Below are 25,798 nucleotides of genomic sequence, written 5' to 3' on the forward strand. Positions count from 1 at the left end.
ACCCGCCCGGCTCTATGCGGTGCCCCGGCCCTGCCTGGGCAGTCCCGGTTCCATCTCCGCCGCCGAACCGCAGTACTCCCGTACCGCGCTCGTCCGCGCCACCACCCGCCCCCCGTGCACCACGATGCGGCTGTACCCCAGCGACAGCGCCTCCGAGAGCCTGTCCCCGCGGACCGCCAGCAGTTCGGCCGGGAAACCCGCCTCCACGCGCACCTCGGGCAGTCCCAGGGCCGCCCGCGCCGACGCGCTCACCGCGGCGTAGGCGTCCTCGGCGGACAGCCCGTGACGGGAGGCCAGCAGGTACGCCGCCTCCAACGGGTCGCCGCGGCCCACCGGGTTCGACACGTCCCGCAGGGCACCGCTCCCGGCGGCCACCCGCACTCCCGCCGACCGCAGCAGCCGTACCGGAGCCGCGCCCCGGCGGTCCACGGCGCCGCAGCCGCCCTGCGGCAGGCACACCACCGTCACCCCGGCCGCCGCGAGCCGGTCCGCGGTCCGCGCGGCCGGCTCGGCGGGCAGCCGGGCGAGACCGCCGCACGGGCCGAGGGCGACCCCCGGCCGCAGCCCGCCCGCCATGGCCGCGAACCGGGCCAGACGGGCGGGGTCGGCGGCGTCCGTGTGCAGATCGACGGGGCAGCCGTGTTCGGAGGCGACCTCCAGGACCGTCTCCACGTACCCCGTGGGATCGGGGTCGAGGTCGGGGCAGCCGCCCACCACGGACGCGCCCATCTTCACCGCGTCCCGCAGCACCGCGAGCCCGTCCGCCCCGGCCACCCCGGTCAGCACCCGCGGCACCGCCACCGTCGTCAGTTCGGCCAGCCCGCGCAGCGAGCGCTCCGTCCGCAGCACGGCGGTCAGCGCGCCGAGCCCGGCCATGTCGCCCACGCGCACATGCGCCCGCAGTGCCGTCGCGCCGTGCCCGAGCTGGAGCAGTGCCGCCTCCGTCGCGCGGCGCCGGACGTCCCGGGGGTCGTACGAGACGGGGCCGCCGCCGTCGGCGGACAGAGCCGTGTCCGGGTGGGCGTGGGGTTCCGCGGGGGCCGGCAGGAGCAGATAGCCGGTGAGATCGACTTGCGTGACACACGCACGCGTGCCGTCCGCCGCCAGGCTGCCGGCCGTACCGACCGCCTCGATGCGCCCGCCGCCCAGCCGTACGTCCACGGTCCGGCCGTCGGTGAGGCGCGCGCCGCACAGCAGCAGCGGGGCCGGATCGACCGGAACCGGACCCGAGGACGAGGGCGGACGGGGCGGTGGCTGCGGCCGGCTGTCGGGCATCGCGTTCCAGGGGCTCGGGCTGCGCGCGGAGGGCAAGGTCACGCAGGCAAGATCACGCAGAGTGAGTCGAGCCTAGGCCGAGGGCCCGCCCCTCGCCGGGAGGAGCCCAATAGTCGTACCGGCGTGGTCCGCCCCGGAAGAGGAGGGCCGAAACGGATTTGGGCGAACGGCGGCGAACCGTGTAATGTCTTCATCGCTCGCCCCAATAGCTCAGTCGGCAGAGCGTCTCCATGGTAAGGAGAAGGTCAACGGTTCGATTCCGTTTTGGGGCTCTGGTGTGTGAGGTTCCCGCCGCGAGGCGGGGTCCGATCGCATCAAAGCGGTGTAGCTCAGTCGGTAGAGCAAGCGGCTCATAATCGCTGTGTCACCGGTTCAAGTCCGGTCACCGCTACAGACAGTAGCCGATTGCGGGGTCGGTCCTTCGATCGGCTACTCTCGTTTGCGTTAATATCATCAACCCGTCCGTCAAGGAGCACTCACGTGGCTGCCACCGACGTCCGCCCGAAGATCACGCTGGCCTGCGTGGAGTGCAAGGAGCGGAACTACATCACCAAGAAGAACCGGCGTAACAACCCGGACCGTCTTGAGATGAAGAAGCACTGCCCGCGTTGCAAGGCGCACACCGCGCACCGCGAAACGCGATAAATCAGGCTCGTACACGAGGCCGTCCCCCCAGCCAGGGGGGCGGCCTCGTGTCGTTTTCCCGCCGACCGGATACGGTCAGGACCGGCCGACCGCAGTTCAGACACAGGAGGTACCGCGCGCATGGCGCTCGACCAGTCCTTCGTTGGGCGGACCTACCCGCCCACCGAGCCCTACGAGGTGGGCCGGGAGAAGATCCGCGAGTTCGCCGAGGCAGTGGGGGACGCCAACCCGGCGTACACGGACGCGGAGGCCGCCAAGGCGCTCGGCCACCCCGATGTGATCGCCCCGCCCACCTTTGTGTTCGCGATCACCTTCAAGGCCGCCGGGCAGGTCGTCGCCGACCCCCAGCTCGGCCTCGACTACAACCGGGTGGTGCACGGCGACCAGAAGTTCGCCTACGTCCGTCCCGTACGCGCCGGTGACCGGCTCGCCGTCACCTCGACCATCGAGAAGATCAGGTCGATGGCCGGCAACGAGGTGCTGGACATCCGTGGCGAGGTGCACGACCAGGCGGGCGAGCACGTCGTGACCGCCTGGACCAAGCTGGTGGCCCGCCCGGCCGAGGAGGCGTGAACAACACCATGACGGCGAAGATCTCCTACGCCGACGTCGAGGTCGGCACCGAGCTGCCCGCACAGACGTTCCCCGTGACCCGGGCCACCCTCGTCCAGTACGCGGGCGCCTCCGGCGACTTCAACCCCATCCACTGGAACGAGAAGTTCGCCAAGGAGGTCGGCCTGCCCGACGTGATCGCGCACGGCATGTTCACCATGGCCGAGGCGATCCGCGTGGTGACCGACTGGGTGGGCGACCCGGGCGCGGTCGTCGAGTACGGCGTCCGCTTCACCCGGCCGGTCGTCGTCCCCGATGACGATCAGGGCGCCACCATCGAGGTCAGCGGCAAGGTCGCCGCCAAGCTCGACGACAACACGGTCCGCGTGGACCTCACCGCGACCAGCGCCGGACAGAAGGTGCTGGGGGTTTCGCGGGCGGTCGTCCGGCTGAGCTGAGCCGAACCGGCCGAGGAGAGGGGCTGTCGGTGCCGTCTCGTAGTCTTGGGCCCGTGCAGGAACTCCACGACGCCCCCCTCGCCCCGCTGACCACCTTCCGGCTGGGCGGACCCGCGACCCGGCTGGTCACCGCGACGACCGACGACGAGGTGATCGCCGTCGTCCGGGAGGCCGACGACAGCGGTACGCCGCTGCTGGTCATCGGCGGCGGCTCCAACCTGGTCATCGGCGACAAGGGCTTCGACGGCACCGCCCTCGTCGTCGCGACCAAGGGCTTCACCCTGGACGGTACGCGACTGGAGCTGGCCGCCGGCGAGGTGTGGACCGACGCCGTCGCCCGCACCGTGGAGGCGGGTCTCGCCGGTGTCGAGTGCCTGGCCGGCATCCCCGGCTCGGCGGGCGCGACCCCGGTCCAGAACGTCGGGGCGTACGGCCAGGAGGTCTCCTCCACCATCACCGAGGTCGTCGCCTACGACCGCCGTACCCGCCGGACCGTCACCCTCGGCAACGAGGAGTGCGCCTTCTCCTACCGCCACAGCCGCTTCAAGGCCGACCCCGAGCGCTACGTCGTCCTGCGGGTGCGCTTCGCGCTGGAGGACGCGGGCGGCCTCTCCGGCCCCGTCAAGTACGCCGAGACGGCCCGCGTCCTCGGAGTCGCGCCGGGCGAGCGGGTACCGCTGGCCACGGCCCGCGAGACGGTGCTGAAGCTCCGCGCGGGGAAAGGCATGGTCCTGGACCCCGAGGACCACGACACCTGGTCGGCCGGCTCCTTCTTCACCAACCCGATCCTCGACGACGAGGCGTTCGCGGCCTTCCACGCGCGCGTACGGGAGCGGCTCGGTGACGGCGTCGAGCCCCCCGCGTACCCCGCGGGCGACGGCCACACCAAGACCTCCGCGGCCTGGCTGATCGACAAGGCCGGCTTCACCAAGGGCTACGGCCGGGGCCCGGCCCGCATCTCCACCAAGCACACCCTCGCCCTCACCAACCGGGGTGAGGCGACCACCGAAGACCTGCTGGCGCTCGCCCGCGAGGTCGTCGCCGGCGTGCGGGAGGCCTTCGGCGTCACGCTGGTCAACGAACCCGTCACGGTGGGCGTGAGCCTGTAGCGGGCCGCAGCCGAATCTCCGTTGCCGTCCGGCACCCGGGCCCGTGATCCCGGGCGCACGAGGCCGACCCCACGCACCTGGGACCGCGCCGGTCCCGTCCCCGGACGGGCCCGCGCGAGCACCGCGTCGTCCAGCCCCGGCAGACCTGGTCTGCCCCAAGCCCTGTCCGCCCCGAGACCACTTCAAGCGACCGGGGCGCCGAGCCAGTCGTCCACGCCCGACAGCAGCTTCGCCTTCACGTCCTCCGGGGCCGCCGAGCCCCGTACCGACTGGCGGGCCAGTTCGGCCAGTTCCTGGTCCGTGAAGCCGTGGTGGTCCCGCGCGAACTCGTACTGCGCCGCCAGCCGGGAGCCGAACAGCAGCGGGTCGTCCGCGCCCAGCGCCAGCGGTACGCCCGCCTCGAACAGGGTCCGCAGGGGGACGTCCTCGGGCTTCTCGTAGACGCCCAGCGCCACGTTGGACGCCGGGCACACCTCGCACGTCACCTGCCGGTCCGCGAGCCGCTGCATCAGCCGCGGGTCGTCCGCCGCCCGCACGCCGTGACCGATCCGGTGCGCCTCCAGGTCGTCCAGGCAGTCCCGTACCGAGGCGGGGCCCGCCAGTTCGCCGCCGTGCGGCGCGGACAGCAGCCCTCCGTCCCGCGCGATCGCGAACGCACGGTCGAAGTCGCGGGCCATCCCGCGCCGCTCGTCGTTGGAGAGGCCGAATCCCACGATCCCCCGGTCCGCGTACCGCACCGCCAGCCGGGCCAGCGTGCGCGCTTCCAGGGGATGCTTCATCCGGTTGGCCGCCACCAGCACCCGCATCCCGATCCCGGTGTCCCGCGCCGCCGTGTCCACCGCGTCCAGGATGATCTCCAGCGCCGGGATCAGCCCGCCCAGCCGGGGCGCGTACGACGTCGGGTCCACCTGGATCTCCAGCCAGCCCGAGCCGTCCCGCACCTCCTCCTGCGCCGCCTCCCGCACCAGCCGCTGGATGTCCTCGGACTCCCGCAGACACGAGCGCGCCGCGTCGTACAGCCGCTGGAAGCGGAACCAGCCGCGCTCGTCCGTGGCCCGCAGTCTCGGCGGCTCCCCGCTGGTCAGCGCGTCGGTCAGCGCCTCGGGCAGCCGCACGCCGTACTTGTCGGCCAGTTCCAGCAGGGTGGCGGGCCGCATGGACCCGGTGAAGTGCAGATGCAGATGGGCCTTCGGCAGCTCAGAGAGATCACGTACACGCGGGGGGTACCCCCCTGAAGAGCTCAGCATTCCGTGATCCTGCCGCACCTCCCCGCCGTCCCGGTAGCGCTTTCCCCTTTCGTGGTCTTGCTCGCACAAACGAACGGGGGCGCCCGGGAGGAAACCCGGGCGCCCCCGCGGGGAAAGGGCGACGTCAGTCGCGCGCCTCCGCCAGCAGCTTCTGGATCCGGCTCACGCCCTCGACGAGGTCCTCGTCGCCCAGCGCGTACGACAGCCGCAGGTAGCCCGGCGTACCGAACGCCTCACCCGGCACCACCGCGACCTCGGCCTCCTCCAGGATGAGCGCGGCCAGCTCGACCGAGTTCTGCGGCCGCTTGCCCCGGATCTCCTTGCCGATCAGCGCCTTCACCGAGGGGTAGGCGTAGAACGCACCCTCGGGCTCCGGGCAGAGCACGCCGTCGATCTCGTCGAGCATCCGGACGATGGTCTTCCGCCGCCGGTCGAAGGCCTCGCGCATCTTCGCGACCGCGGTCAGGTCGCCGGAGACGGCGGCGAGTGCGGCCACCTGGGCGACATTGGAGACGTTCGACGTGGCGTGCGACTGCAGGTTGGTCGCGGCCTTCACCACGTCCTTCGGGCCGATGATCCAGCCGACCCGCCAGCCCGTCATCGCGTACGTCTTCGCGACACCGTTGACCACGACGCACTTGTCGCGCAGCTCGGGCAGGAGCGCGGGCAGCGACACCGACGCGGCGTCGCCGTAGACCAGGTGCTCGTAGATCTCGTCCGTCAGCACCCACAGGCCGTGCTCGACGGCCCAGCGGCCGATCGCCTCGGTCTCGGCCTCGCTGTAGACCGCGCCGGTCGGGTTCGACGGGGAGACGAAGAGGACGACCTTCGTCTTCTCGGTGCGGGCCGCCTCCAGCTGCTCCACGCTCACGCGGTAGCCGGTCGTCTCGTCGGCGACCACCTCGACCGGGACACCGCCGGCCAGCCGGATCGACTCCGGGTACGTCGTCCAGTACGGCGCCGGGACGATGACCTCGTCACCCGGGTCGAGGATCGCGGCGAAGGCCTCGTAGATGGCCTGCTTGCCGCCGTTGGTGACCAGGATCTGGGACGGGTCCACCTCGTAGCCGGAGTCGCGCAGCGTCTTGGCGGCGATCGCGGACTTCAGTTCGGGCAGACCGCCGGCCGGCGTGTAGCGGTGGTACTTCGGGTTCTTGCAGGCTTCGATCGCGGCTTCGACGATGTAGTCCGGCGTCGGGAAGTCGGGCTCACCGGCGCCGAAGCCGATCACCGGTCGCCCGGCGGCCTTGAGGGCCTTGGCCTTGGCGTCCACGGCGAGGGTGGCGGACTCGGAGATCGCACCGACTCGGGCGGAGACCCGGCGCTCGGTGGGAGGGGTTGCAGCGCTCATGGGGCCCATCGTTCCAGACCGGAAACCCACGAGGCACGGGGGTTTCACGGACTGAACAACACCGGGCAAACCCCTGAACACCAGTCCGGATCGGCGCCGCCGGTCCGCCGCGGCCAGGACGATCTTCCGCCGGGGCGGTGCTTCCCGGGCACTTTCTGTTCGACGCCCGGCCCAGGAGCACGTACACTCTCACCTCGTTGGCCTTCAGCGGCCCGCGCTCAGCCGGTGCACACCAAGCATCCGGTCGGATGCGGTACGTTGGGGAACGCACAAAGGGTCGTAGCTCAATTGGTAGAGCACTGGTCTCCAAAACCAGCGGTTGGGGGTTCAAGTCCCTCCGGCCCTGCTACACACACCTTCGCCAGGATGTGTGCGCATGTACGTACAGCAATGCACCGCCGTGCGGGCTCAGACCGGGCGCGGCACGGCCACGACCCGGAATCAGGTGAGGACGAGTGACGGACGCCGTGGGCTCCATCGACATGCCTGATGCCGAGGACGAAGCGCCGGACTCCCAGAAGAAGACCCGCAAGGGCGGCAAGCGGGCCAAGAAGGGTCCGTTCAAGCGCCTCGCGCTCTTCTACCGTCAGATCATCTCGGAGCTCCGCAAGGTCGTCTGGCCGACCCGCAACCAGCTGACGTCGTACACGACTGCCGTGATCGTCTTTGTCGTCCTGATGATCGGTCTGATCACCCTGATCGACTATGGCCTCAGTCACGCCGCCAAGTACGTCTTCGGCTGAGCCGAGAGCGAAGAGCGCCGAGGTATCCGGCGCTCCTTTTCGCATGTTCCACCCCTTGTATCCAGGAAGAAGCAGCCACCGTGTCTGACCCGAACGTGAACGACGCCGTTGAGCCTTACGGCGAAGGGGCCGAGTCCGCCGAGGACGCGCTCGCCGCCGTCGAAGGCGCGGACGTCGAGGACACCGAGGCCTCCGCCGAGGCCGAGGCTGCCGACACCACCGCGGACGAGAGCGCCGAGGCGGACGAGACCACCGAGGACGAGAGCGCCGAGGTCGTGGAAGCGGCCGAGGAGGCCGAAGAGCCCGAGGACGACCGCGACCCGGTCGAGAAGCTCCGCGAGGAACTGCGGACGCTGCCCGGCGAGTGGTACGTCATCCACACGTACGCGGGCTACGAGAACCGGGTGAAGACCAACCTGGAGCAGCGCGCCGTCTCGCTGAACGTCGAGGACTACATCTTCCAGGCCGAGGTGCCGCAGGAAGAGGTCGTCCAGATCAAGAACGGCGACCGCAAGACGATCAAGCAGAACAAGCTTCCGGGCTACGTCCTGGTCCGCATGGACCTGACGAACGAGTCCTGGGGCGTCGTCCGCAACACCCCCGGTGTCACCGGCTTCGTGGGCAACGCCTACGACCCGTACCCGCTGACGCTGGACGAGATCGTCAAGATGCTCGCCCCGGAGGCCGAGGAGAAGGCCGCCCGCGAGGCCGCCGAGGCCGAGGGCAAGCCGGCTCCGCAGCGCAAGGTCGAGGTCCAGGTGCTGGACTTCGAGGTCGGCGACTCGGTCACCGTCACCGACGGCCCGTTCGCCACGCTGCAGGCGACCATCAACGAGATCAACCCCGACTCCAAGAAGGTCAAGGGCCTGGTGGAGATCTTCGGCCGCGAGACGCCGGTCGAGCTCTCCTTCGACCAGATCCAGAAGAACTGACCCTTCTGGCACACAGCGTCCGAGCAGGTCAGGTGAGCGGTCGCACGCTTGCCTGACCTGCTCGGTTTTTAGCCGCGCATCCATACCCGTTATCGTTGTGCGGTATGCCTACGTCCGGGTTGTCCCCATGACGTGGGCAGGACCCGAATCGAAAGGACCCGGAGAGCCATGCCTCCCAAGAAGAAGAAGGTCACGGGGCTCATCAAGCTCCAGATCCAGGCCGGTGCCGCGAACCCGGCTCCGCCGGTCGGCCCCGCGCTGGGTCAGCACGGCGTGAACATCATGGAGTTCTGCAAGGCCTACAACGCCGCGACCGAGTCGCAGCGCGGCTGGGTCATCCCGGTGGAGATCACGGTCTACGAGGACCGTTCCTTCACCTTCGTCACCAAGACGCCGCCGGCCGCCAAGATGATCCTCAAGGCCGCGGGCGTGGAGAAGGGCTCCGGCGAGCCGCACAAGACCAAGGTCGCGAAGATCACCGCTGCCCAGGTCCGCGAGATCGCCACCACCAAGATGCCCGACCTCAACGCCAACGACCTGGACGCCGCGTCGAAGATCATCGCCGGCACCGCCCGTTCCATGGGCATCACGGTCGAGGGCTGACCTCCACCCCCGTAAGCCAAGCAGTAGTGGAAGGGCCGGCTCGGCCCGGACCACGACTCCTCGACAATTCACAGGAGCTTTCAGTGAGCAAGCGCAGCAAGTCTCTCCGCGCTGCGGACGCCAAGATCGACCGGGAGAAGCTGTACGCCCCGCTCGAGGCCGTCCGTCTCGCCAAGGAGACGTCCACGACCAAGTTCGACGGCACCGTCGAGGTCGCCTTCCGTCTGGGTGTCGACCCGCGCAAGGCCGACCAGATGGTCCGTGGCACCGTGAACCTCCCGCACGGCACCGGTAAGACCGCCCGGGTCCTGGTCTTCGCGACCGGTGACCGTGCCGAGGCCGCGCGTGCCGCGGGCGCCGACATCGTCGGCGCCGACGAGCTGATCGACGAGGTGTCGAAGGGCCGTCTGGACTTCGACGCCGTCGTCGCCACCCCGGACCTCATGGGCAAGGTCGGCCGCCTCGGCCGCGTGCTCGGTCCCCGTGGTCTGATGCCGAACCCCAAGACCGGCACCGTGACCCCGGACGTGACCAAGGCCGTCACCGAGATCAAGGGCGGCAAGATCGAGTTCCGCGTCGACAAGCACTCGAACCTGCACTTCATCATCGGCAAGTCGTCCTTCGACGACACCAAGCTGGTGGAGAACTACGGCGCCGCGCTGGAGGAGATCCTCCGTCTGAAGCCGTCCGCCGCCAAGGGCCGCTACATCAAGAAGGCCGCCATCACCACCACGATGGGCCCCGGCATTCCGCTCGACCCGAACCGCACCCGCAACCTCCTCGTCGAGGAGGACCCGGCCGCCGTCTGAGCCGGGCGGGCCGGATGACCGGCCCGTGCACGCTGTGAGAGCCCGTTCCCGCGCCTCGTCCGAGGCGAGGGGACGGGTTTTTTCGTACGACAGTGTCAGTGACGTGGGTTACCGTTCCTTTGACTTCACAGGCGTAGCACAGCGAAACAACCAGGGGTGGGAATCATGGGCATGGCCGCATGGAAGCGCGCGGGTGTCTGTCTGACGGCCGCGGCCGTCGTCGCGGGCGTCGCGGGCTGTCAGGACAGTGACGGGGGCGGGACGAAGAAGAAGGCCGCCGACTCGGCGGAGTCCAAGACCCAGACGCAGAACGAGATGACGAAGGTCCTCCAGGCCGCCTTCAAGAACACCTCGGAGGCCAAGTCCTCCAAGGTCCGGATGACCATGACGATGCCGGCCGCGGTGGACGGCGGCGGCACCATGGAGCTCTCCGGCGTGCAGGGCTGGGACCCCGCCGTCATGGACGTCACCATGAAGGGTTCCGCGCTCACCGCGGGCGACCCGGACGCTCCCGAGCAGATCCGCATGATCATGCTGGACAACGCCATGTACATGGACATGGGCGCCAAGCAGGCCGCCGAGATGGACGGCAAGCGCTGGATGAAGATGGACTTCGCCGCCATAGCGGAGGCGTCCGGCGACGCCGAGATCCAGAAGCAGATGACCAGCGGCCTGGAGAACATGAACCAGGACCCGGCGCAGCAGCTCGCCCTGCTGCTCGAGTCGCCGAGCCTGAAGCACGTCGGCCCGGAGAAGGTCGACGGCGTCCAGACCCAGCACTACAAGGGCACTCTGAGCTTCGAGGAGATGCTCGACGCCAACAAGTCGACGGACGGCCTGCTCTCCGCGAAGGAGCGCGAGGAGCTGCTCGCCAACGTCGAGAAGACCGGCCTGAAGGGGTACGACACCCAGGTCTGGGTCAACGAGGACAACTACCCGGTCAAGATGGTCGTCGGTATGAAGATGGCCCAGGGCACGATGAACATGACGGCGAACTACTCCGACTACGGCGCCAAGGCCGAGGTCGAGGCCCCGCCGGCGAAGGACACCTTCGACCTCATGGAGATGCTGAAGGAGCTTGAGGGCCTCGGGGCGGACTCCGAGGCCGGTCTCAGCTCCTGAGGCTCCTGACGCCCCCGATCGGCCGATTTGCTTGACGCCGATCCGTTCGCGTACTCTTCCACAGAAGCCAAAGACCGCTGGTCGTTGCCGTGTGCTCGTCAGAGTTCGCGGTGGCCGAAGGATCCGCTGAACTGCGGACGACCCGCGCAGGTGTCAGTGGAAGAGTTCCCGGAGATCGCTGCCGCGAGTACGCGAGTAACCGGTTGAGCTACGCCCCGTGCGCCTGCGCCGGGGCGTTTCGTTTTCCCCAGTCCTCCTTCGGGTCCGCGCGGTCCGAATCACCCGGAAGGAGGCCGAGGCTCTATGGCGAGGCCCGACAAGGCTGCCGCGGTTGCCGAGCTGACGGACAAGTTCCGCAGCTCCAACGCCGCTGTGCTGACCGAGTACCGCGGTCTCACCGTGGCGCAGCTCAAGACGCTGCGTCGTTCGCTCGGTGAGAACGCCCAGTACGCCGTGGTGAAGAACACGCTGACCAAGATTGCGGCCAACGAGGCCGGGATCACGCTCGACGACCAGCTCTTCGCTGGCCCGACGGCGGTCGCCTTCGTCACCGGTGACCCGGTGGAGTCGGCGAAGGGTCTTCGTGACTTCGCCAAGGACAACCCGAATCTCGTCATCAAGGGCGGCGTCCTTGACGGCAAGGCGATGTCCGCCGACGAGATCAAGAAGCTTGCGGACCTCGAGTCCCGCGAGGTTCTGCTCGCCAAGCTGGCGGGCGCTTTCAAGGGCAAGCAGACGCAGACTGCTCAGCTCTTCCAGGCGCTCCCCTCGAAGCTCGTCCGCACCGTGGACGCGCTCCGTGCCAAGCAGGACGAGCAGGGCGGTGCCGAGTAATTCGGCTCGCTTTCCGATCCTCGCCGCATGAGGTGAGGGTCGATGCGGGCCCGACGTACGCCCGCCTCACCCCGTACATCCGGCACCTGCCGATTTAGTGGAAGGACCGCCATCATGGCGAAGCTCAGCCAGGAAGACCTGCTCGCCCAGTTCGAGGAGATGACCCTCATCGAGCTCTCCGAGTTCGTGAAGGCCTTCGAGGAGAAGTTCGACGTCACCGCCGCCGCGGCCGTCGCCGTTGCGGGCCCGGCCCAGGGTGGCCCGGCCGCCCCGGTCGAGGAGGAGAAGGACGAGTTCGACGTCATCCTCACCGGTGCCGGCGACAAGAAGATCCAGGTCATCAAGGTCGTGCGTGAGCTGACCTCCCTGGGTCTGAAGGAGGCCAAGGACCTCGTGGACGGCGCCCCGAAGCCCGTCCTCGAGAAGGTCGCCAAGGACGCCGCCGAGAAGGCCGCCGAGTCCCTCAAGGGCGCCGGCGCCTCCGTCGAGGTCAAGTAGGACCTTCCGGGTCCGCCAGGGCCTGCTGCGCGTCCCGCGGGACGTGTAACGCTCAAGCGCTGAGGAGCGATCATCCATCCGGGTGGTCGCTCTTCGGCGTACGAGGGGTCCTGCGGCGGCTGCCTTGCACCCGGGACGGCGGGGAGTAGGGTGATCTTCGTTGTGCCTCCGGGGGCCGCGAAGATCTGCCTGGTGGCAGGCGGTTCCGGCAAGAGGGCCTTGACGAACCGCACGCAGCGCGCAATTCTCAGGACGCGTCGTCACAAGGATCCGGATCCTAGGCATGGATCGACGGCAAAGAGGGCAGTATGAACGTGCGTTGAGGGCAGCGCCTTGTAGCAGGAGTTGAGAAGAACGAGGGCCTCCACCGGTTCCGTAAACCGGCATTGGACATCAGTGAGCCAAGTGGCTACACTGACCCTTTGCGCTGCCTGTTAGCTGTCCCCTGCCCGTCACCAGGGGCATGCCCTCGCTCGAGCATCGACGACTAGATCATCTCCGACCTGGGATGTCTGTCTCTCTGCCCAGTGGGGGGCCGGTACGCGCGTAGTGAGTCCGAGCCCTCGGAAGGACCCCCTCTTGGCCGCCTCGCGCAACGCCTCGACCGCGAATACGAACAACGGCGCCAGCACCGCCCCGCTGCGCATCTCCTTTGCAAAGATCAAGGAGCCTCTCGAGGTTCCGAACCTGCTCGCGCTGCAGACCGAGAGCTTCGACTGGCTGCTCGGGAACGCCGCTTGGCAGAGTCGGGTCGAGGAGGCTCTCGAGAACGGGCACGACGTCCCCACCAAGTCCGGTCTGGAGGAGATCTTCGAAGAGATCTCCCCGATCGAGGACTTCTCCGGGTCGATGTCGCTGACCTTCCGCGACCACCGTTTCGAGCCGCCGAAGAACTCCATCGACGAGTGCAAGGACCGCGACTTCACGTATGCGGCCCCGCTCTTCGTCACCGCCGAGTTCACCAACAACGAGACCGGCGAGATCAAGTCCCAGACCGTCTTCATGGGCGACTTCCCGCTCATGACGAACAAGGGCACGTTCGTCATCAACGGCACCGAGCGTGTCGTGGTGTCGCAGCTGGTCCGTTCGCCGGGTGTCTACTTCGACTCCTCCATCGACAAGACGTCCGACAAGGACATCTTCTCCGCCAAGATCATCCCGTCCCGGGGTGCCTGGCTGGAGATGGAGATCGACAAGCGCGACATGGTCGGCGTCCGTATCGACCGCAAGCGCAAGCAGTCCGTCACCGTCCTCCTGAAGGCGCTCGGCTGGACCACCGAGCAGATCCTCGAGGAGTTCGGCGAGTACGAGTCCATGCGCGCCACCCTGGAGAAGGACCACACCCAGGGCCAGGACGACGCGCTGCTCGACATCTACCGCAAGCTCCGTCCGGGCGAGCCCCCCACGCGTGAGGCCGCGCAGACGCTGCTCGAGAACCTCTACTTCAACCCCAAGCGCTACGACCTCGCCAAGGTCGGCCGCTACAAGGTGAACAAGAAGCTCGGCGGGGAGGAGCCGCTGGACGCCGGCGTGCTCACCACCGACGACGTCATCGCCACCATCAAGTACCTGGTGAAGCTGCACGCCGGTGAGACCGAGACGGTCGGCGAGTCCGGCCGCTCGATCATGGTCGAGACCGACGACATCGACCACTTCGGCAACCGCCGCATCCGCAACGTCGGTGAGCTGATCCAGAACCAGGTCCGTACGGGTCTCGCCCGTATGGAGCGCGTCGTGCGCGAGCGCATGACCACCCAGGACGTCGAGGCGATCACGCCGCAGACCCTGATCAACATCCGGCCGGTCGTCGCCTCCATCAAGGAGTTCTTCGGCACCAGCCAGCTGTCGCAGTTCATGGACCAGAACAACCCGCTGTCGGGGCTGACGCACAAGCGTCGTCTGAACGCCCTCGGCCCGGGTGGTCTCTCCCGTGAGCGGGCCGGCTTCGAGGTCCGTGACGTGCACCCGTCGCACTACGGCCGTATGTGCCCGATCGAGACGCCGGAAGGCCCGAACATCGGTCTGATCGGTTCGCTCGCCTCCTACGGCCGGATCAACCCGTTCGGCTTCATCGAGACGCCGTACCGCAAGGTCATCGAGGGACGGGTCAGCGACGAGGTCGACTACCTGACCGCCGACGAGGAGGACCGCTTCGTCATCGCGCAGGCCAACGCCCCGCTCAACGACGAGATGCGGTTCGTCGAGAACCGGATCCTGGTCCGCCGTCGTGGCGGCGAGGTCGACTACGTCCCCGGTGACGACGTCGACTACATGGACGTCTCGCCGCGCCAGATGGTGTCGGTCGCGACCGCCATGATCCCGTTCCTCGAGCACGACGACGCCAACCGTGCCCTCATGGGCGCGAACATGATGCGCCAGGCCGTGCCGCTCATCAAGAGCGAGTCCCCGCTCGTCGGCACCGGCATGGAGTACCGCTCCGCCGTCGACGCCGGCGACGTGGTCAAGGCCGAGAAGGACGGTGTGGTCCAGGAGGTCTCCGCGGACTACATCACCACCGCCAACGACGACGGCACGTACATCACGTACCGCCTGGCCAAGTTCTCGCGCTCCAACCAGGGCACCTCGGTCAACCAGAAGGTCATCGTCAACGAGGGCGACCGGATCATCACCGGCCAGGTCCTCGCCGACGGCCCGGCCACCGAGAACGGCGAGATGGCGCTCGGCAAGAACCTGCTGGTCGCGTTCATGCCGTGGGAGGGTCACAACTACGAGGACGCGATCATCCTGTCGCAGCGCCTCGTACAGGACGACGTCCTCTCCTCGATCCACATCGAGGAGCACGAGGTCGACGCCCGTGACACCAAGCTCGGCCCCGAGGAGATCACCCGGGACATCCCGAACGTCTCCGAGGAGGTCCTCGCCGACCTCGACGAGCGCGGCATCATCCGCATCGGTGCCGAGGTCGTCGCCGGCGACATCCTCGTTGGCAAGGTCACGCCCAAGGGTGAGACCGAGCTGACCCCCGAGGAGCGGCTGCTGCGCGCGATCTTCGGTGAGAAGGCCCGTGAGGTCCGTGACACCTCGCTGAAGGTGCCGCACGGCGAGATCGGCAAGGTCATCGGCGTCCGCGTCTTCGACCGCGAAGAGGGCGACGAGCTGCCGCCGGGCGTGAACCAGCTGGTCCGCGTCTACGTCGCGCAGAAGCGCAAGATCACCGATGGTGACAAGCTCGCCGGCCGTCACGGCAACAAGGGCGTCATCTCCAAGATCAACCCGATCGAGGACATGCCGTTCCTCGAGGACGGCACCCCGGTCGACATCATCCTCAACCCGCTGGGTGTCCCGTCCCGAATGAATCCGGGACAGGTCCTGGAGATCCACCTCGGCTGGCTCGCCAGCCGCGGCTGGGACGTCTCCGGCCTCGCGGAGGAGTGGGCCGAGCGGCTGCAGGTCATCGGCGCCGACAAGGTCGAGCCCGGCACCAACGTCGCCACCCCGGTCTTCGACGGTGCGCGTGAGGACGAGCTCGCGGGTCTGCTCCAGCACACCATCCCGAACCGCGACGGCGAGCGCATGGTGCTCCCGTCCGGCAAGGCGCGGCTGTACGACGGCCGCTCGGGTGAGCCGTTCCCGGAGCCGATCTCGGTCGGCTACATGTACATCCTGAAGCTGCACCACCTGGTCGACGACAAGCTGCACGCCCGTTCGACCGGTCCGTACTCCATGATCACCCAGCAGCCGCTGGGTGGTAAGGCTCAGTTCGGTGGCCAGCGGTTCGGCGAGATGGAGGTGTGGGCACTCGAGGCGTACGGCGCCGCCTACGCCCTCCAGGAGCTGCTGACCATCAAGTCCGACGACGTCACCGGCCGCGTGAAGGTCTACGAGGCCATCGTCAAGGGCGAGAACATCCCCGAGCCCGGCATCCCCGAGTCCTTCAAGGTCCTCATCAAGGAGATGCAGTCCCTGTGCCTGAACGTGGAGGTGCTGTCCAGCGACGGTATGTCCATCGAGATGCGTGACACCGACGAGGACGTCTTCCGCGCTGCGGAGGAGCTCGGCATCGACCTGTCCCGGCGCGAGCCGAGCAGCGTCGAAGAGGTCTGACGGGAGTGGGGCGGCCTGATGGACATCGGGCCGCCCGCCCCAGGACCCCCGTATCAGACCCCAAGACTTACAACCCTGAGAGGGATTGACGCATAGTGCTCGACGTCAACTTCTTCGACGAGCTCCGGATCGGTCTGGCCACCGCTGACGACATCCGTCAGTGGAGCCACGGCGAGGTCAAGAAGCCCGAGACGATCAACTACCGCACGCTCAAGCCCGAAAAGGACGGACTCTTCTGCGAGAAGATCTTCGGTCCGACCCGGGACTGGGAGTGCTACTGCGGCAAGTACAAGCGCGTCCGCTTCAAGGGCATCATCTGTGAGCGCTGTGGCGTCGAGGTCACGCGCGCCAAGGTGCGCCGCGAGCGGATGGGCCACATCGAACTGGCCGCGCCCGTCACGCACATCTGGTACTTCAAGGGCGTTCCGTCGCGCCTCGGCTACCTGCTCGACCTCGCCCCGAAGGACCTGGAGAAGGTCATCTACTTCGCGGCGTACATGATCACGTACGTCGACGACGAGCGCCGCACCCGCGACCTGCCCTCGCTGGAGGCCCACGTCTCCGTCGAGCGCCAGCAGGTCGAGAACCGCCGCGACTCCGACCTCGAGGCCCGCGCCAAGAAGCTCGAGACGGACCTCGCCGAGCTGGAGGCCGAGGGCGCCAAGGCCGACGTGCGCCGCAAGGTGCGCGAGGGCGCCGAGCGTGAGATGAAGCAGCTGCGCGACCGCGCGCAGCGCGAGATCGACCGCCTCGACGAGGTGTGGACCCGGTTCAAGAACCTCAAGGTCCAGGACCTCGAGGGCGACGAGCTGCTCTACCGCGAGCTGCGTGACCGCTTCGGCACGTACTTCGACGGCTCGATGGGTGCCGCGGCGCTGCAGAAGCGCCTGGAGTCCTTCGACCTCGAGGAGGAGGCCGAGCGTCTCCGCGAGATCATCCGCACCGGCAAGGGCCAGAAGAAGACCCGTGCGCTCAAGCGGCTGAAGGTCGTCTCCGCGTTCCTGCAGACGTCCAACAGCCCCAAGGGCATGGTGCTCGACTGCGTGCCGGTCATCCCGCCGGACCTGCGTCCGATGGTGCAGCTGGACGGTGGCCGCTTCGCGACCTCCGACCTGAACGACCTGTACCGCCGTGTCATCAACCGCAACAACCGCCTGAAGCGGCTTCTCGACCTCGGCGCGCCCGAGATCATCGTGAACAACGAGAAGCGCATGCTCCAGGAGGCCGTCGACGCGCTCTTCGACAACGGCCGTCGCGGTCGCCCGGTGACGGGCCCCGGCAACCGTCCGCTGAAGTCGCTGTCCGACATGCTCAAGGGCAAGCAGGGCCGCTTCCGTCAGAACCTGCTCGGCAAGCGAGTCGACTACTCGGCGCGTTCCGTGATCGTCGTCGGCCCGCAGCTGAAGCTGCACCAGTGCGGTCTGCCGAAGGCCATGGCGCTGGAGCTCTTCAAGCCGTTCGTGATGAAGCGCCTGGTCGACCTGAACCACGCGCAGAACATCAAGAGCGCCAAGCGGATGGTCGAGCGCGGCCGCACGGTCGTGTACGACGTCCTGGAAGAGGTCATCGCGGAGCACCCGGTTCTGCTGAACCGTGCGCCCACCCTGCACCGCCTCGGCATCCAGGCCTTCGAGCCGCAGCTGGTCGAGGGCAAGGCCATCCAGATCCACCCGCTCGTCTGCACCGCGTTCAACGCGGACTTCGACGGTGACCAGATGGCCGTGCACCTGCCGCTGTCCGCGGAGGCGCAGGCCGAGGCCCGCATCCTGATGCTGTCCTCGAACAACATCCTCAAGCCGGCCGACGGCCGTCCGGTGACGATGCCGACCCAGGACATGGTCCTCGGTCTGTTCTTCCTCACCACCGACGGCGAGATGCGCGACCTCAAGGGCGAGGGCCGTTCCTTCGCCTCGGTCGCGGAGGCGATCATGGCCTTCGACGCGGGCGAGCTGTCGCTCCAGTCGAGGATCGACGTCCGCTTCCCGGTCGGCACCATCCCGCCGCGCGGCTGGACCCCGCCGGCGGACGAGGACGCCGAGTCCGGCTCCGTGTGGCAGCAGGGTGACCCCTTCCTGCTGAACACCACCCTGGGCCGTGCGCTCTTCAACGAGCTGCTGCCCGAGGACTACCCGTTCGTCGACTACGAGGTCGGCAAGAAGCAGCTCTCCGAGATCGTCAACGACCTCGCCGAGCGCTACCCGAAGGTCATCGTGGCGGCGACGCTCGACAACCTGAAGGCGTCCGGCTTCTTCTGGGCGACCCGTTCCGGCGTCACCGTGGCCATCTCCGACGTCGTCGTTCCCGAGGCGAAGAAGGAGATCGTCAAGGGCTACGAGGCGCAGGACGAGAAGGTCCAGAAGCAGTACGAGCGCGGTCTGATCACCAAGGACGAGCGCACGCAGGAGCTCATCGCGATCTGGACCAAGGCGACCAACGAGGTCGCCGAGGCGATGAACGACAACTTCCCGAAGACCAACCCGATCTTCATGATGGTGAACTCGGGCGCACGAGGCAACATGATGCAGATGCGTCAGATCGCCGGTATGCGTGGTCTGGTGTCGAACGCGAAGAACGAGACGATCCCGCGGCCCATCAAGGCATCGTTCCGTGAGGGTCTGTCCGTGCTGGAGTACTTCATCTCCACGCACGGTGCCCGTAAGGGTCTGGCGGACACCGCTCTGCGTACCGCCGACTCGGGTTACCTCACCCGTCGTCTGGTCGACGTCTCCCAGGACGTCATCATCCGCGAGGAGGACTGCGGCACCGACCGCGGTCTGCGTCTCAAGATCGCGAGCCGGGACGAGACGGGCGTGCTCCGCAAGGAGGGCGACGTCGAGACGTCCGTGTACGCGCGCTGCCTCGCCGAGGACATCGTGATCGACGGGCAGGTGCTGGCCCCGGCCGGCACCGACCTGGGCGACGTCCTCATCGAGGAGCTCGTCTCCCGCGGCGTCGAGGAGGTCAAGACCCGCTCGGTCCTGACCTGCGAGTCCGCCGTCGGCACCTGCGCGATGTGCTACGGCCGTTCGCTGGCCACCGGCAAGCTGGTCGACATCGGTGAGGCGGTCGGCATCATCGCCGCCCAGTCCATCGGTGAGCCCGGTACCCAGCTGACGATGCGTACCTTCCACACCGGTGGTGTGGCCGGTGACGACATCACCCAGGGTCTGCCCCGTGTCGTCGAGCTCTTCGAGGCCCGTACGCCCAAGGGCGTCGCCCCGATCTCCGAGGCCTCCGGCCGCGTGCGGATCGAGGAGACCGAGAAGACCAAGAAGCTCGTCGTCACCCCGGACGACGGCAGCGACGAGACGGCGTTCCCGATCTCGAAGCGCGCCAAGGTCCTGGTCGGCGAGGGCGACCACGTCGAGGTGGGCCAGCAGCTCACCGTGGGTGCCACCAACCCGCACGACGTGCTGCGCATCCTGGGTCAGCGTGCCGTCCAGGTCCACCTGGTCGGCGAGGTCCAGAAGGTCTACAACTCGCAGGGTGTGTCGATCCACGACAAGCACATCGAGATCATCATCCGGCAGATGCTCCGCCGAGTGACGATCATCGAGTCCGGCGACGCCGAGCTGCTGCCCGGCGAGCTGGTCGAGCGCTCCAAGTTCGAGACCGAGAACCGTCGTGTGGTCCAGGAGGGCGGTCACCCGGCCTCCGGTCGTCCGCAGCTGATGGGTATCACCAAGGCCTCGCTGGCGACGGAGTCCTGGCTGTCGGCCGCCTCCTTCCAGGAGACGACCCGAGTGCTGACGGACGCGGCGATCAACGCCAAGTCCGACAGCCTCATCGGCCTCAAGGAGAACGTCATCATCGGTAAGCTCATCCCGGCCGGTACGGGTCTGTCCCGCTACCGCAACATCCGGGTCGAGCCGACCGAGGAGGCCAAGGCCGCGATGTACTCGGCCGTCGGTTACGACGACATCGACTACTCGCCGTTCGGCACGGGCTCCGGCCAGGCCGTTCCGCTGGAGGACTACGACTACGGTCCGTACAACCAGTAAGGCGTACGTCTGAAGCACTGAGGGGCGGTCACTCCGTACGGGGTGGCCGCCCTTCGGCGTACCTGGAGGGGAGCGGCCGGGCAGGAGTACGCCGGAACCGGCAGGAGGGGGACCGGTCGCCGGCGACGAGCCCGGTCGGCCCGGTGACCGGCTGCTGCGCGGGGCGGCGCCGGTGACCGGCCGAGTCCTCGGGTCGGGCCCCGGCGGAACCGGTTTCCGGACCGGTTCCGTCCCTACCCGTGCCGGAACGTCCGCTCCAGCGCATCATGGAGGGACCCGGTGTGACGGGGGAGATGGTGCTCGGTGTCGTATTCGCCGTATCCGCAGGGGCAGCCCTGGCAGCAGGGGCACGGTGTGCCGCAGCCATGGGGCGGGCAGCCGTGGGGTGGCCAGGCCGCCCCGTCGATGCTGGCCTCGCACGCCGACCGGGAGCGGGCCGTGGACGTCCTCAGAGCCGGGTACGGCGAGGGGCGGCTGGAGAAGTCCGAGTTCGACCGGCGTGTCGCGCGGGCGTACGCGGCCCGTACGGTGGGGGAGCTGGCGCTGCTGGTGGCCGACCTGCCGCAGGGGCCCGTACCGTATGCCGCGCGCGCCGTGCCGGCGGTGTTCCTGCCGGTGCCCCCGGCGCGGGTGAACGGCAAGGCGGTCGCCTCCGCCGTCTGCGGCGGGCTCTGCCTGGTCACCTTCGGGCTCACCGGCATCCCGGCGGTGATCCTGGGACACGCGGCGCGGGCCGAGATCACACGAACGGGGGAGGAGGGCGACGGGCTGGCGCTGACCGGTCTGGCGCTCGGCTGGCTGGCGAACGGGGCGTGGGCGGTCCTGATGCTCCTGTCGTTCGCGCTCGCGCTGGCCTCCGGTTGACAATCGAAGACCGACGTGCTCCGCGCGGCGGCGCGGGTCGGGCCCATTTGTTTTGACCGCAGCGAATGCGATAGGTACGCTCAGACCTTGTGCCTGGGGTGTGCCCTGGCCTCCGTGCGTGCCCATCACACCGCACCGGGGGCCGATGAACGGTCACCGCAATCCACACGTTCTTTCCGCTTCGCGGCGGAGGTTCGCGGGATTCGACACACCCGACCGCGTGGGTCGGCGATGTTCCAGGTTAGCTTCACCATTCGGCACACAGAAACCGGAGAAGTAGTGCCTACGATCCAGCAGCTGGTCCGAAAGGGCCGGCAGGACAAGGTCGAGAAGAACAAGACGCCCGCACTCGAGGGTTCGCCCCAGCGCCGTGGCGTCTGCACGCGTGTGTTCACGACCACCCCGAAGAAGCCGAACTCGGCCCTGCGTAAGGTCGCGCGTGTGCGTCTGACCAGCGGGATCGAGGTCACTGCTTACATTCCGGGTGAGGGGCACAACCTGCAGGAGCACTCCATCGTGCTCGTGCGCGGTGGCCGTGTGAAGGACCTGCCCGGTGTTCGCTACAAGATCATCCGCGGTTCGCTTGACACCCAGGGTGTCAAGAACCGCAAGCAGGCCCGCAGCCGCTACGGCGCCAAGAAGGAGAAGTAGAAATGCCTCGTAAGGGCCCCGCCCCGAAGCGCCCGGTCATCATCGACCCGGTCTACGGTTCTCCTCTGGTGACCTCCCTGATCAACAAGGTGCTGCTGAACGGCAAGCGCTCCACCGCCGAGCGCATCGTGTACGGCGCCATGGAGGGCCTGCGCGAGAAGACCAGCAACGACCCGGTCATCACGCTGAAGCGCGCGCTGGAGAACATCAAGCCGACCCTCGAGGTCAAGTCCCGCCGTGTCGGTGGTGCGACGTACCAGGTTCCGATCGAGGTCAAGCCCGGTCGTGCCAACACGCTCGCGCTGCGCTGGCTGGTCGGTTACTCCCGCGCCCGTCGCGAGAAGACCATGACCGAGCGTCTGCTCAACGAGCTTCTCGACGCCTCCAACGGCCTGGGTGCCGCTGTGAAGAAGCGCGAGGACACGCACAAGATGGCCGAGTCCAACAAGGCCTTCGCGCACTACCGCTGGTAGTCGCTACCCACATCGAGACCGAGAGAAGACCGAAGCCTTATGGCTACCACTTCACTTGACCTGGCCAAGGTCCGCAACATCGGGATCATGGCCCACATCGACGCGGGCAAGACGACCACCACCGAGCGGATCCTGTTCTACACCGGTGTGTCGTACAAGATCGGCGAGGTCCACGACGGCGCCGCCACGATGGACTGGATGGAGCAGGAGCAGGAGCGTGGCATCACGATCACGTCCGCTGCCACCACCTGTCACTGGCCGCTCGAGGACAACGACTACACGATCAACATCATCGACACCCCGGGGCACGTCGACTTCACCGTCGAGGTGGAGCGTTCCCTGCGGGTGCTCGACGGTGCCGTGACCGTGTTCGACGGTGTCGCCGGTGTCGAGCCCCAGTCCGAGACGGTGTGGCGTCAGGCCGACCGTTACGGCGTGCCGCGCATCTGCTTCGTCAACAAGCTGGACCGCACCGGCGCCGAGTTCCACCGCTGTGTGGAGATGATCTCGGACCGTCTGGGCGCCCAGCCGCTCGTCATGCAGCTCCCGATCGGCGCCGAGGCCGACTTCAAGGGCGTCGTGGACCTGGTCCGCATGAAGGCGTTCGTGTGGTCCGCCGAGGCCGCCAAGGGCGAGATGTACGACGTCGTCGACATCCCGGCCACGCACACCGAGGCCGCCGAGGAGTGGCGCGGCAAGCTGATCGAGGCCGTCGCCGAGAACGACGAAGAGATCATGGAGCTGTACCTGGAGGGCCAGGAGCCCACCGAGGAGCAGCTGTACGCCGCGATCCGTCGCATCACCATCGCCTCCGGCAAGTCCGAGGACACCACGGTCACCCCGGTGTTCTGCGGCACCGCGTTCAAGAACAAGGGCGTCCAGCCCCTGCTCGACGCGGTCGTGCGTTACCTGCCGACCCCGCTCGACGTCGAGGCCATCGAGGGCCACGACGTCAAGGACCCCGAGGTCGTCGTCACGCGCAAGCCGTCCGAGGACGAGCCGCTCGCCGCGCTCGCCTTCAAGATCATGAGCGACCCGCACCTCGGCAAGCTCACCTTCGTCCGGGTCTACTCGGGCCGCCTGGAGTCCGGCACCGCCGTGCTGAACTCCGTCAAGGGCAAGAAGGAGCGCATCGGCAAGATCTACCGCATGCACGCCAACAAGCGTGAGGAGATCGAGTCGGTGGGCGCCGGCGACATCGTCGCCGTCATGGGCCTGAAGCAGACCACCACCGGTGAGACGCTGTCCGACGACAAGAAGCCGGTCATCCTGGAGTCCATGGACTTCCCGGCGCCGGTCATCCAGGTCGCCATCGAGCCCAAGTCGAAGGGCGACCAGGAGAAGCTGGGCGTCGCGATCCAGCGTCTGGCCGAGGAGGACCCGTCCTTCCAGGTCCACTCGGACGAGGAGACGGGCCAGACCATCATCGGTGGTATGGGCGAGCTGCACCTCGAGGTGCTGGTCGACCGTATGCGCCGTGAGTTCAAGGTCGAGGCCAACGTCGGCAAGCCGCAGGTCGCCTACCGTGAGACGATCCGCAAGGCCGTCGAGCGCGTGGACTACACCCACAAGAAGCAGACCGGTGGTACCGGTCAGTTCGCCAAGGTGCAGATCGCGATCGAGCCGATCGAGGGCGGCGACGCCTCGTACGAGTTCGTGAACAAGGTGACCGGTGGCCGCATCCCGAAGGAGTACATTCCTTCGGTGGACGCCGGTGCGCAGGAGGCCATGCAGTTCGGCATCCTGGCCGGCTACGAGATGACGGGCGTCCGCGTCACGCTCATCGACGGTGGCTACCACGAGGTCGACTCCTCCGAGCTCGCGTTCAAGATCGCCGGTTCGCAGGCCTTCAAGGAGGCCGCGCGCAAGGCTTCGCCCGTGCTCCTGGAGCCGATGATGGCCGTCGAGGTCACCACGCCCGAGGACTACATGGGTGAGGTCATCGGCGACATCAACTCCCGCCGTGGCCAGATCCAGGCCATGGAGGAGCGGGCGGGTGCCCGCGTCGTGAAGGGTCTCGTGCCCCTCTCGGAGATGTTCGGTTACGTCGGCGACCTGCGCAGCAAGACGTCCGGCCGTGCCAGCTACTCCATGCAGTTCGACTCCTACGCCGAGGTTCCGCGGAACGTCGCCGAGGAGATCATCGCGAAGGCCAAGGGCGAGTGACGGGCTCCGTTTAACGGACCCCGTCCCCACGCCTTAGGCTTGACCCCGGAGCCTGCAGGGGACATTCCGCCGTCACCTCGGTGGGATGTCCCGGGTCCGGGTTTCCCAGCAAAGATCACCTGGCGCCGACGAGCAAGGCGTACCAGAACCACTCTCAGGAGGACCCCCGTGGCGAAGGCGAAGTTCGAGCGGACTAAGCCGCACGTCAACATCGGCACCATCGGTCACATCGACCACGGTAAGACGACCCTCACGGCCGCCATTACCAAGGTGCTGCACGACGCGTACCCGGACCTGAACGAGGCCTCGGCCTTCGACCAGATCGACAAGGCTCCCGAAGAGCGCCAGCGCGGTATCACCATCTCCATCGCGCACGTCGAGTACCAGACCGAGACGCGTCACTACGCCCACGTCGACTGCCCCGGTCACGCGGACTACATCAAGAACATGATCACGGGTGCGGCGCAGATGGACGGCGCCATCCTCGTGGTCGCCGCCACCGACGGCCCGATGCCGCAGACCAAGGAGCACGTGCTCCTGGCCCGCCAGGTCGGCGTTCCGTACATCGTCGTCGCCCTGAACAAGGCCGACATGGTGGACGACGAGGAGATCCTGGAGCTCGTCGAGCTCGAGGTCCGTGAGCTGCTCTCCGAGTACGAGTTCCCGGGCGACGACCTGCCGGTCGTCAAGGTCTCCGCGCTGAAGGCCCTCGAGGGCGACAAGGAGTGGGGCAACACCGTCCTCGAGCTGATGAAGGCCGTCGACGAGAACATCCCGCAGCCCGAGCGTGACGTCGACAAGCCGTTCCTGATGCCGATCGAGGACGTCTTCACGATCACCGGTCGTGGCACCGTCGTCACCGGTCGTATCGAGCGCGGTATCCTCAAGGTCAACGAGACCGTTGACATCGTGGGTATCAAGCAGGAGAAGACCACCACCACGGTCACCGGCATCGAGATGTTCCGCAAGCTGCTCGACGAGGGTCAGGCCGGTGAGAACGTCGGTCTGCTGCTCCGCGGCATCAAGCGCGAGGACGTCGAGCGCGGCCAGGTCATCATCAAGCCCGGTTCGGTCACCCCGCACACCGAGTTCGAGGCCCAGGCCTACATCCTGTCGAAGGACGAGGGTGGCCGTCACACCCCCTTCTTCAACAACTACCGCCCGCAGTTCTACTTCCGTACGACGGACGTGACCGGCGTCGTGACCCTCCCCGAGGGCACCGAGATGGTCATGCCGGGTGACAACACCGAGATGAAGGTGGAGCTCATCCAGCCCGTCGCCATGGAGGAGGGCCTGAAGTTCGCCATCCGTGAGGGTGGCCGGACCGTGGGCGCCGGCCAGGTCACCAAGATCAACAAGTGAGCTTGCTGATCTGACCTGGTAGCTCCTGCTGCGAGCAC

Annotated in this window: 21 protein-coding genes and 3 tRNA genes; 21 read left to right on the plus strand and 3 right to left on the minus strand. The window is 67.9% G+C overall.

Going from position 1 to position 25,798, the window contains the following annotated elements:
• Positions 1-12: 12 nt before the first annotated feature.
• Entirely contained in the window at positions 13-1,275 is a 1,263-nt protein-coding gene (locus ACH4VX_RS33270; RefSeq protein WP_398372826.1) for an amidohydrolase family protein, read from the minus strand.
• 199 nt (positions 1,276-1,474) lie between these two features.
• Between ACH4VX_RS33270 and ACH4VX_RS33275 the strand changes: the two genes are divergently transcribed.
• The 6 genes from ACH4VX_RS33275 (at position 1,475) to ACH4VX_RS33300 (ending at position 4,039) form a co-directional block, all read left to right on the plus strand.
• A tRNA-Thr gene (locus ACH4VX_RS33275) sits at positions 1,475-1,547 on the plus strand.
• A gap of 46 nt (positions 1,548-1,593) precedes the next feature.
• Positions 1,594-1,666: transfer RNA gene (locus ACH4VX_RS33280), tRNA-Met, on the plus strand.
• Between the two features lie 89 nt (positions 1,667-1,755).
• On the plus strand, positions 1,756-1,920 hold the full coding sequence (rpmG, locus tag ACH4VX_RS33285) for a 50S ribosomal protein L33 (RefSeq protein WP_006347275.1): 165 nt from the start codon (positions 1,756-1,758) through the stop codon (positions 1,918-1,920).
• 120 nt (positions 1,921-2,040) lie between these two features.
• Positions 2,041-2,493, plus strand: a complete 453-nt coding sequence (locus ACH4VX_RS33290) for a MaoC family dehydratase N-terminal domain-containing protein (RefSeq protein WP_398372789.1) — start codon at positions 2,041-2,043, stop codon at positions 2,491-2,493.
• Between the two features lie 8 nt (positions 2,494-2,501).
• Entirely contained in the window at positions 2,502-2,930 is a 429-nt protein-coding gene (locus tag ACH4VX_RS33295; RefSeq protein WP_398372828.1) for a MaoC family dehydratase, read from the plus strand.
• A 53-nt stretch (positions 2,931-2,983) separates the two neighbouring features.
• Positions 2,984-4,039 carry a UDP-N-acetylmuramate dehydrogenase gene (locus ACH4VX_RS33300; RefSeq protein ID WP_398372790.1) on the plus strand — a complete coding sequence of 352 codons (1,056 nt, stop codon included), beginning with the start codon at positions 2,984-2,986 and terminating at the stop codon, positions 4,037-4,039.
• Between the two features lie 182 nt (positions 4,040-4,221).
• On the opposite strand, the gene ACH4VX_RS33305 is transcribed toward ACH4VX_RS33300, so the two are convergent.
• Both ACH4VX_RS33305 and ACH4VX_RS33310 read right to left on the minus strand, forming a co-directional pair.
• On the minus strand, positions 4,222-5,286 hold the full coding sequence (locus ACH4VX_RS33305) for an adenosine deaminase (protein ID WP_398372792.1): 1,065 nt from the start codon (positions 5,284-5,286) through the stop codon (positions 4,222-4,224).
• Positions 5,287-5,410: 124 nt separating this feature from the next.
• Positions 5,411-6,637 carry a pyridoxal phosphate-dependent aminotransferase gene (locus ACH4VX_RS33310; protein ID WP_398372794.1) on the minus strand — a complete coding sequence of 409 codons (1,227 nt, stop codon included), beginning with the start codon at positions 6,635-6,637 and terminating at the stop codon, positions 5,411-5,413.
• Positions 6,638-6,910: 273 nt separating this feature from the next.
• Between ACH4VX_RS33310 and ACH4VX_RS33315 the strand changes: the two genes are divergently transcribed.
• From ACH4VX_RS33315 to tuf, 15 genes are all read left to right on the plus strand, one after another.
• Positions 6,911-6,983, plus strand: a tRNA-Trp gene (locus ACH4VX_RS33315).
• 109 nt (positions 6,984-7,092) lie between these two features.
• Positions 7,093-7,380, plus strand: coding sequence for a preprotein translocase subunit SecE (gene secE / locus ACH4VX_RS33320; protein WP_398372796.1), 288 nt, complete (start codon positions 7,093-7,095; stop codon positions 7,378-7,380).
• An 80-nt stretch (positions 7,381-7,460) separates the two neighbouring features.
• The gene (gene nusG / locus ACH4VX_RS33325; protein WP_398372797.1) at positions 7,461-8,312 is read left to right on the plus strand and encodes a transcription termination/antitermination protein NusG; all 852 of its coding nucleotides are present in this window, start codon (positions 7,461-7,463) and stop codon (positions 8,310-8,312) included.
• Between the two features lie 168 nt (positions 8,313-8,480).
• Entirely contained in the window at positions 8,481-8,915 is a 435-nt protein-coding gene (rplK, locus tag ACH4VX_RS33330; RefSeq protein ID WP_030860889.1) for a 50S ribosomal protein L11, read from the plus strand.
• Positions 8,916-8,998: 83 nt separating this feature from the next.
• On the plus strand, positions 8,999-9,724 hold the full coding sequence (gene rplA / locus ACH4VX_RS33335) for a 50S ribosomal protein L1 (RefSeq protein ID WP_398372799.1): 726 nt from the start codon (positions 8,999-9,001) through the stop codon (positions 9,722-9,724).
• 165 nt (positions 9,725-9,889) lie between these two features.
• The gene (locus tag ACH4VX_RS33340; protein ID WP_398372801.1) at positions 9,890-10,846 is read left to right on the plus strand and encodes a hypothetical protein; all 957 of its coding nucleotides are present in this window, start codon (positions 9,890-9,892) and stop codon (positions 10,844-10,846) included.
• A gap of 303 nt (positions 10,847-11,149) precedes the next feature.
• Positions 11,150-11,680 carry a 50S ribosomal protein L10 gene (rplJ, locus tag ACH4VX_RS33345; protein ID WP_030823469.1) on the plus strand — a complete coding sequence of 177 codons (531 nt, stop codon included), beginning with the start codon at positions 11,150-11,152 and terminating at the stop codon, positions 11,678-11,680.
• A gap of 114 nt (positions 11,681-11,794) precedes the next feature.
• Positions 11,795-12,178 carry a 50S ribosomal protein L7/L12 gene (gene rplL / locus ACH4VX_RS33350; protein WP_030039747.1) on the plus strand — a complete coding sequence of 128 codons (384 nt, stop codon included), beginning with the start codon at positions 11,795-11,797 and terminating at the stop codon, positions 12,176-12,178.
• Positions 12,179-12,757: 579 nt separating this feature from the next.
• The gene (rpoB, locus tag ACH4VX_RS33355) at positions 12,758-16,243 is read left to right on the plus strand and encodes a DNA-directed RNA polymerase subunit beta (RefSeq protein WP_398372803.1); all 3,486 of its coding nucleotides are present in this window, start codon (positions 12,758-12,760) and stop codon (positions 16,241-16,243) included.
• Between the two features lie 95 nt (positions 16,244-16,338).
• A complete protein-coding gene (locus tag ACH4VX_RS33360) occupies positions 16,339-20,244 on the plus strand; it encodes a DNA-directed RNA polymerase subunit beta' (protein ID WP_398372805.1) in 3,906 nt (1,301 codons plus the stop codon).
• A 303-nt stretch (positions 20,245-20,547) separates the two neighbouring features.
• Positions 20,548-21,108 (plus strand): DUF1707 and DUF4190 domain-containing protein, encoded by a 561-nt coding sequence (locus tag ACH4VX_RS33365; protein ID WP_398372807.1) that lies wholly within the window; start codon positions 20,548-20,550, stop codon positions 21,106-21,108.
• Positions 21,109-21,387: 279 nt separating this feature from the next.
• Positions 21,388-21,759: a 30S ribosomal protein S12 gene (gene rpsL, locus ACH4VX_RS33370; RefSeq protein WP_003948652.1), complete on the plus strand. Its 372-nt coding sequence runs from the start codon at positions 21,388-21,390 to the stop codon at positions 21,757-21,759.
• Between the two features lie 2 nt (positions 21,760-21,761).
• Positions 21,762-22,232, plus strand: a complete 471-nt coding sequence (rpsG, locus tag ACH4VX_RS33375) for a 30S ribosomal protein S7 (protein ID WP_005481264.1) — start codon at positions 21,762-21,764, stop codon at positions 22,230-22,232.
• 39 nt (positions 22,233-22,271) lie between these two features.
• Complete coding sequence (gene fusA / locus ACH4VX_RS33380; protein ID WP_398372809.1) at positions 22,272-24,398, plus strand: elongation factor G; 2,127 nt, start codon at positions 22,272-22,274, stop codon at positions 24,396-24,398.
• A gap of 168 nt (positions 24,399-24,566) precedes the next feature.
• Positions 24,567-25,760 carry an elongation factor Tu gene (tuf, locus tag ACH4VX_RS33385; protein ID WP_398372811.1) on the plus strand — a complete coding sequence of 398 codons (1,194 nt, stop codon included), beginning with the start codon at positions 24,567-24,569 and terminating at the stop codon, positions 25,758-25,760.
• Positions 25,761-25,798 lie beyond the last annotated feature (38 nt).

Source organism: Streptomyces sp. NPDC020731, assembly GCF_044334705.1.
In the GTDB taxonomy this organism is placed as follows: domain Bacteria; phylum Actinomycetota; class Actinomycetes; order Streptomycetales; family Streptomycetaceae; genus Streptomyces.

Excerpts from the sequence above, each read along its gene's own strand:
- rplL (WP_030039747.1), top strand. The coding sequence starts at position 11,795 with ATGGCGAAGCTCAGCCAGGAAGACCTGCTCGCCCAGTTCGAGGAGATG.
- ACH4VX_RS33290 (WP_398372789.1), top strand. The coding sequence starts at position 2,041 with ATGGCGCTCGACCAGTCCTTCGTTGGGCGGACCTACCCGCCCACCGAG.
- ACH4VX_RS33270 (WP_398372826.1), bottom strand. The coding sequence starts at position 1,275 with ATGCCCGACAGCCGGCCGCAGCCACCGCCCCGTCCGCCCTCGTCCTCG.
- ACH4VX_RS33295 (WP_398372828.1), top strand. The coding sequence starts at position 2,502 with ATGACGGCGAAGATCTCCTACGCCGACGTCGAGGTCGGCACCGAGCTG.
- ACH4VX_RS33305 (WP_398372792.1), bottom strand. The coding sequence starts at position 5,286 with ATGCTGAGCTCTTCAGGGGGGTACCCCCCGCGTGTACGTGATCTCTCT.
- fusA (WP_398372809.1), top strand. The coding sequence starts at position 22,272 with ATGGCTACCACTTCACTTGACCTGGCCAAGGTCCGCAACATCGGGATC.
- rplK (WP_030860889.1), top strand. The coding sequence starts at position 8,481 with ATGCCTCCCAAGAAGAAGAAGGTCACGGGGCTCATCAAGCTCCAGATC.
- ACH4VX_RS33340 (WP_398372801.1), top strand. The coding sequence starts at position 9,890 with ATGGGCATGGCCGCATGGAAGCGCGCGGGTGTCTGTCTGACGGCCGCG.
- ACH4VX_RS33310 (WP_398372794.1), bottom strand. The coding sequence starts at position 6,637 with ATGAGCGCTGCAACCCCTCCCACCGAGCGCCGGGTCTCCGCCCGAGTC.
- rpsG (WP_005481264.1), top strand. The coding sequence starts at position 21,762 with ATGCCTCGTAAGGGCCCCGCCCCGAAGCGCCCGGTCATCATCGACCCG.
- rplJ (WP_030823469.1), top strand. The coding sequence starts at position 11,150 with ATGGCGAGGCCCGACAAGGCTGCCGCGGTTGCCGAGCTGACGGACAAG.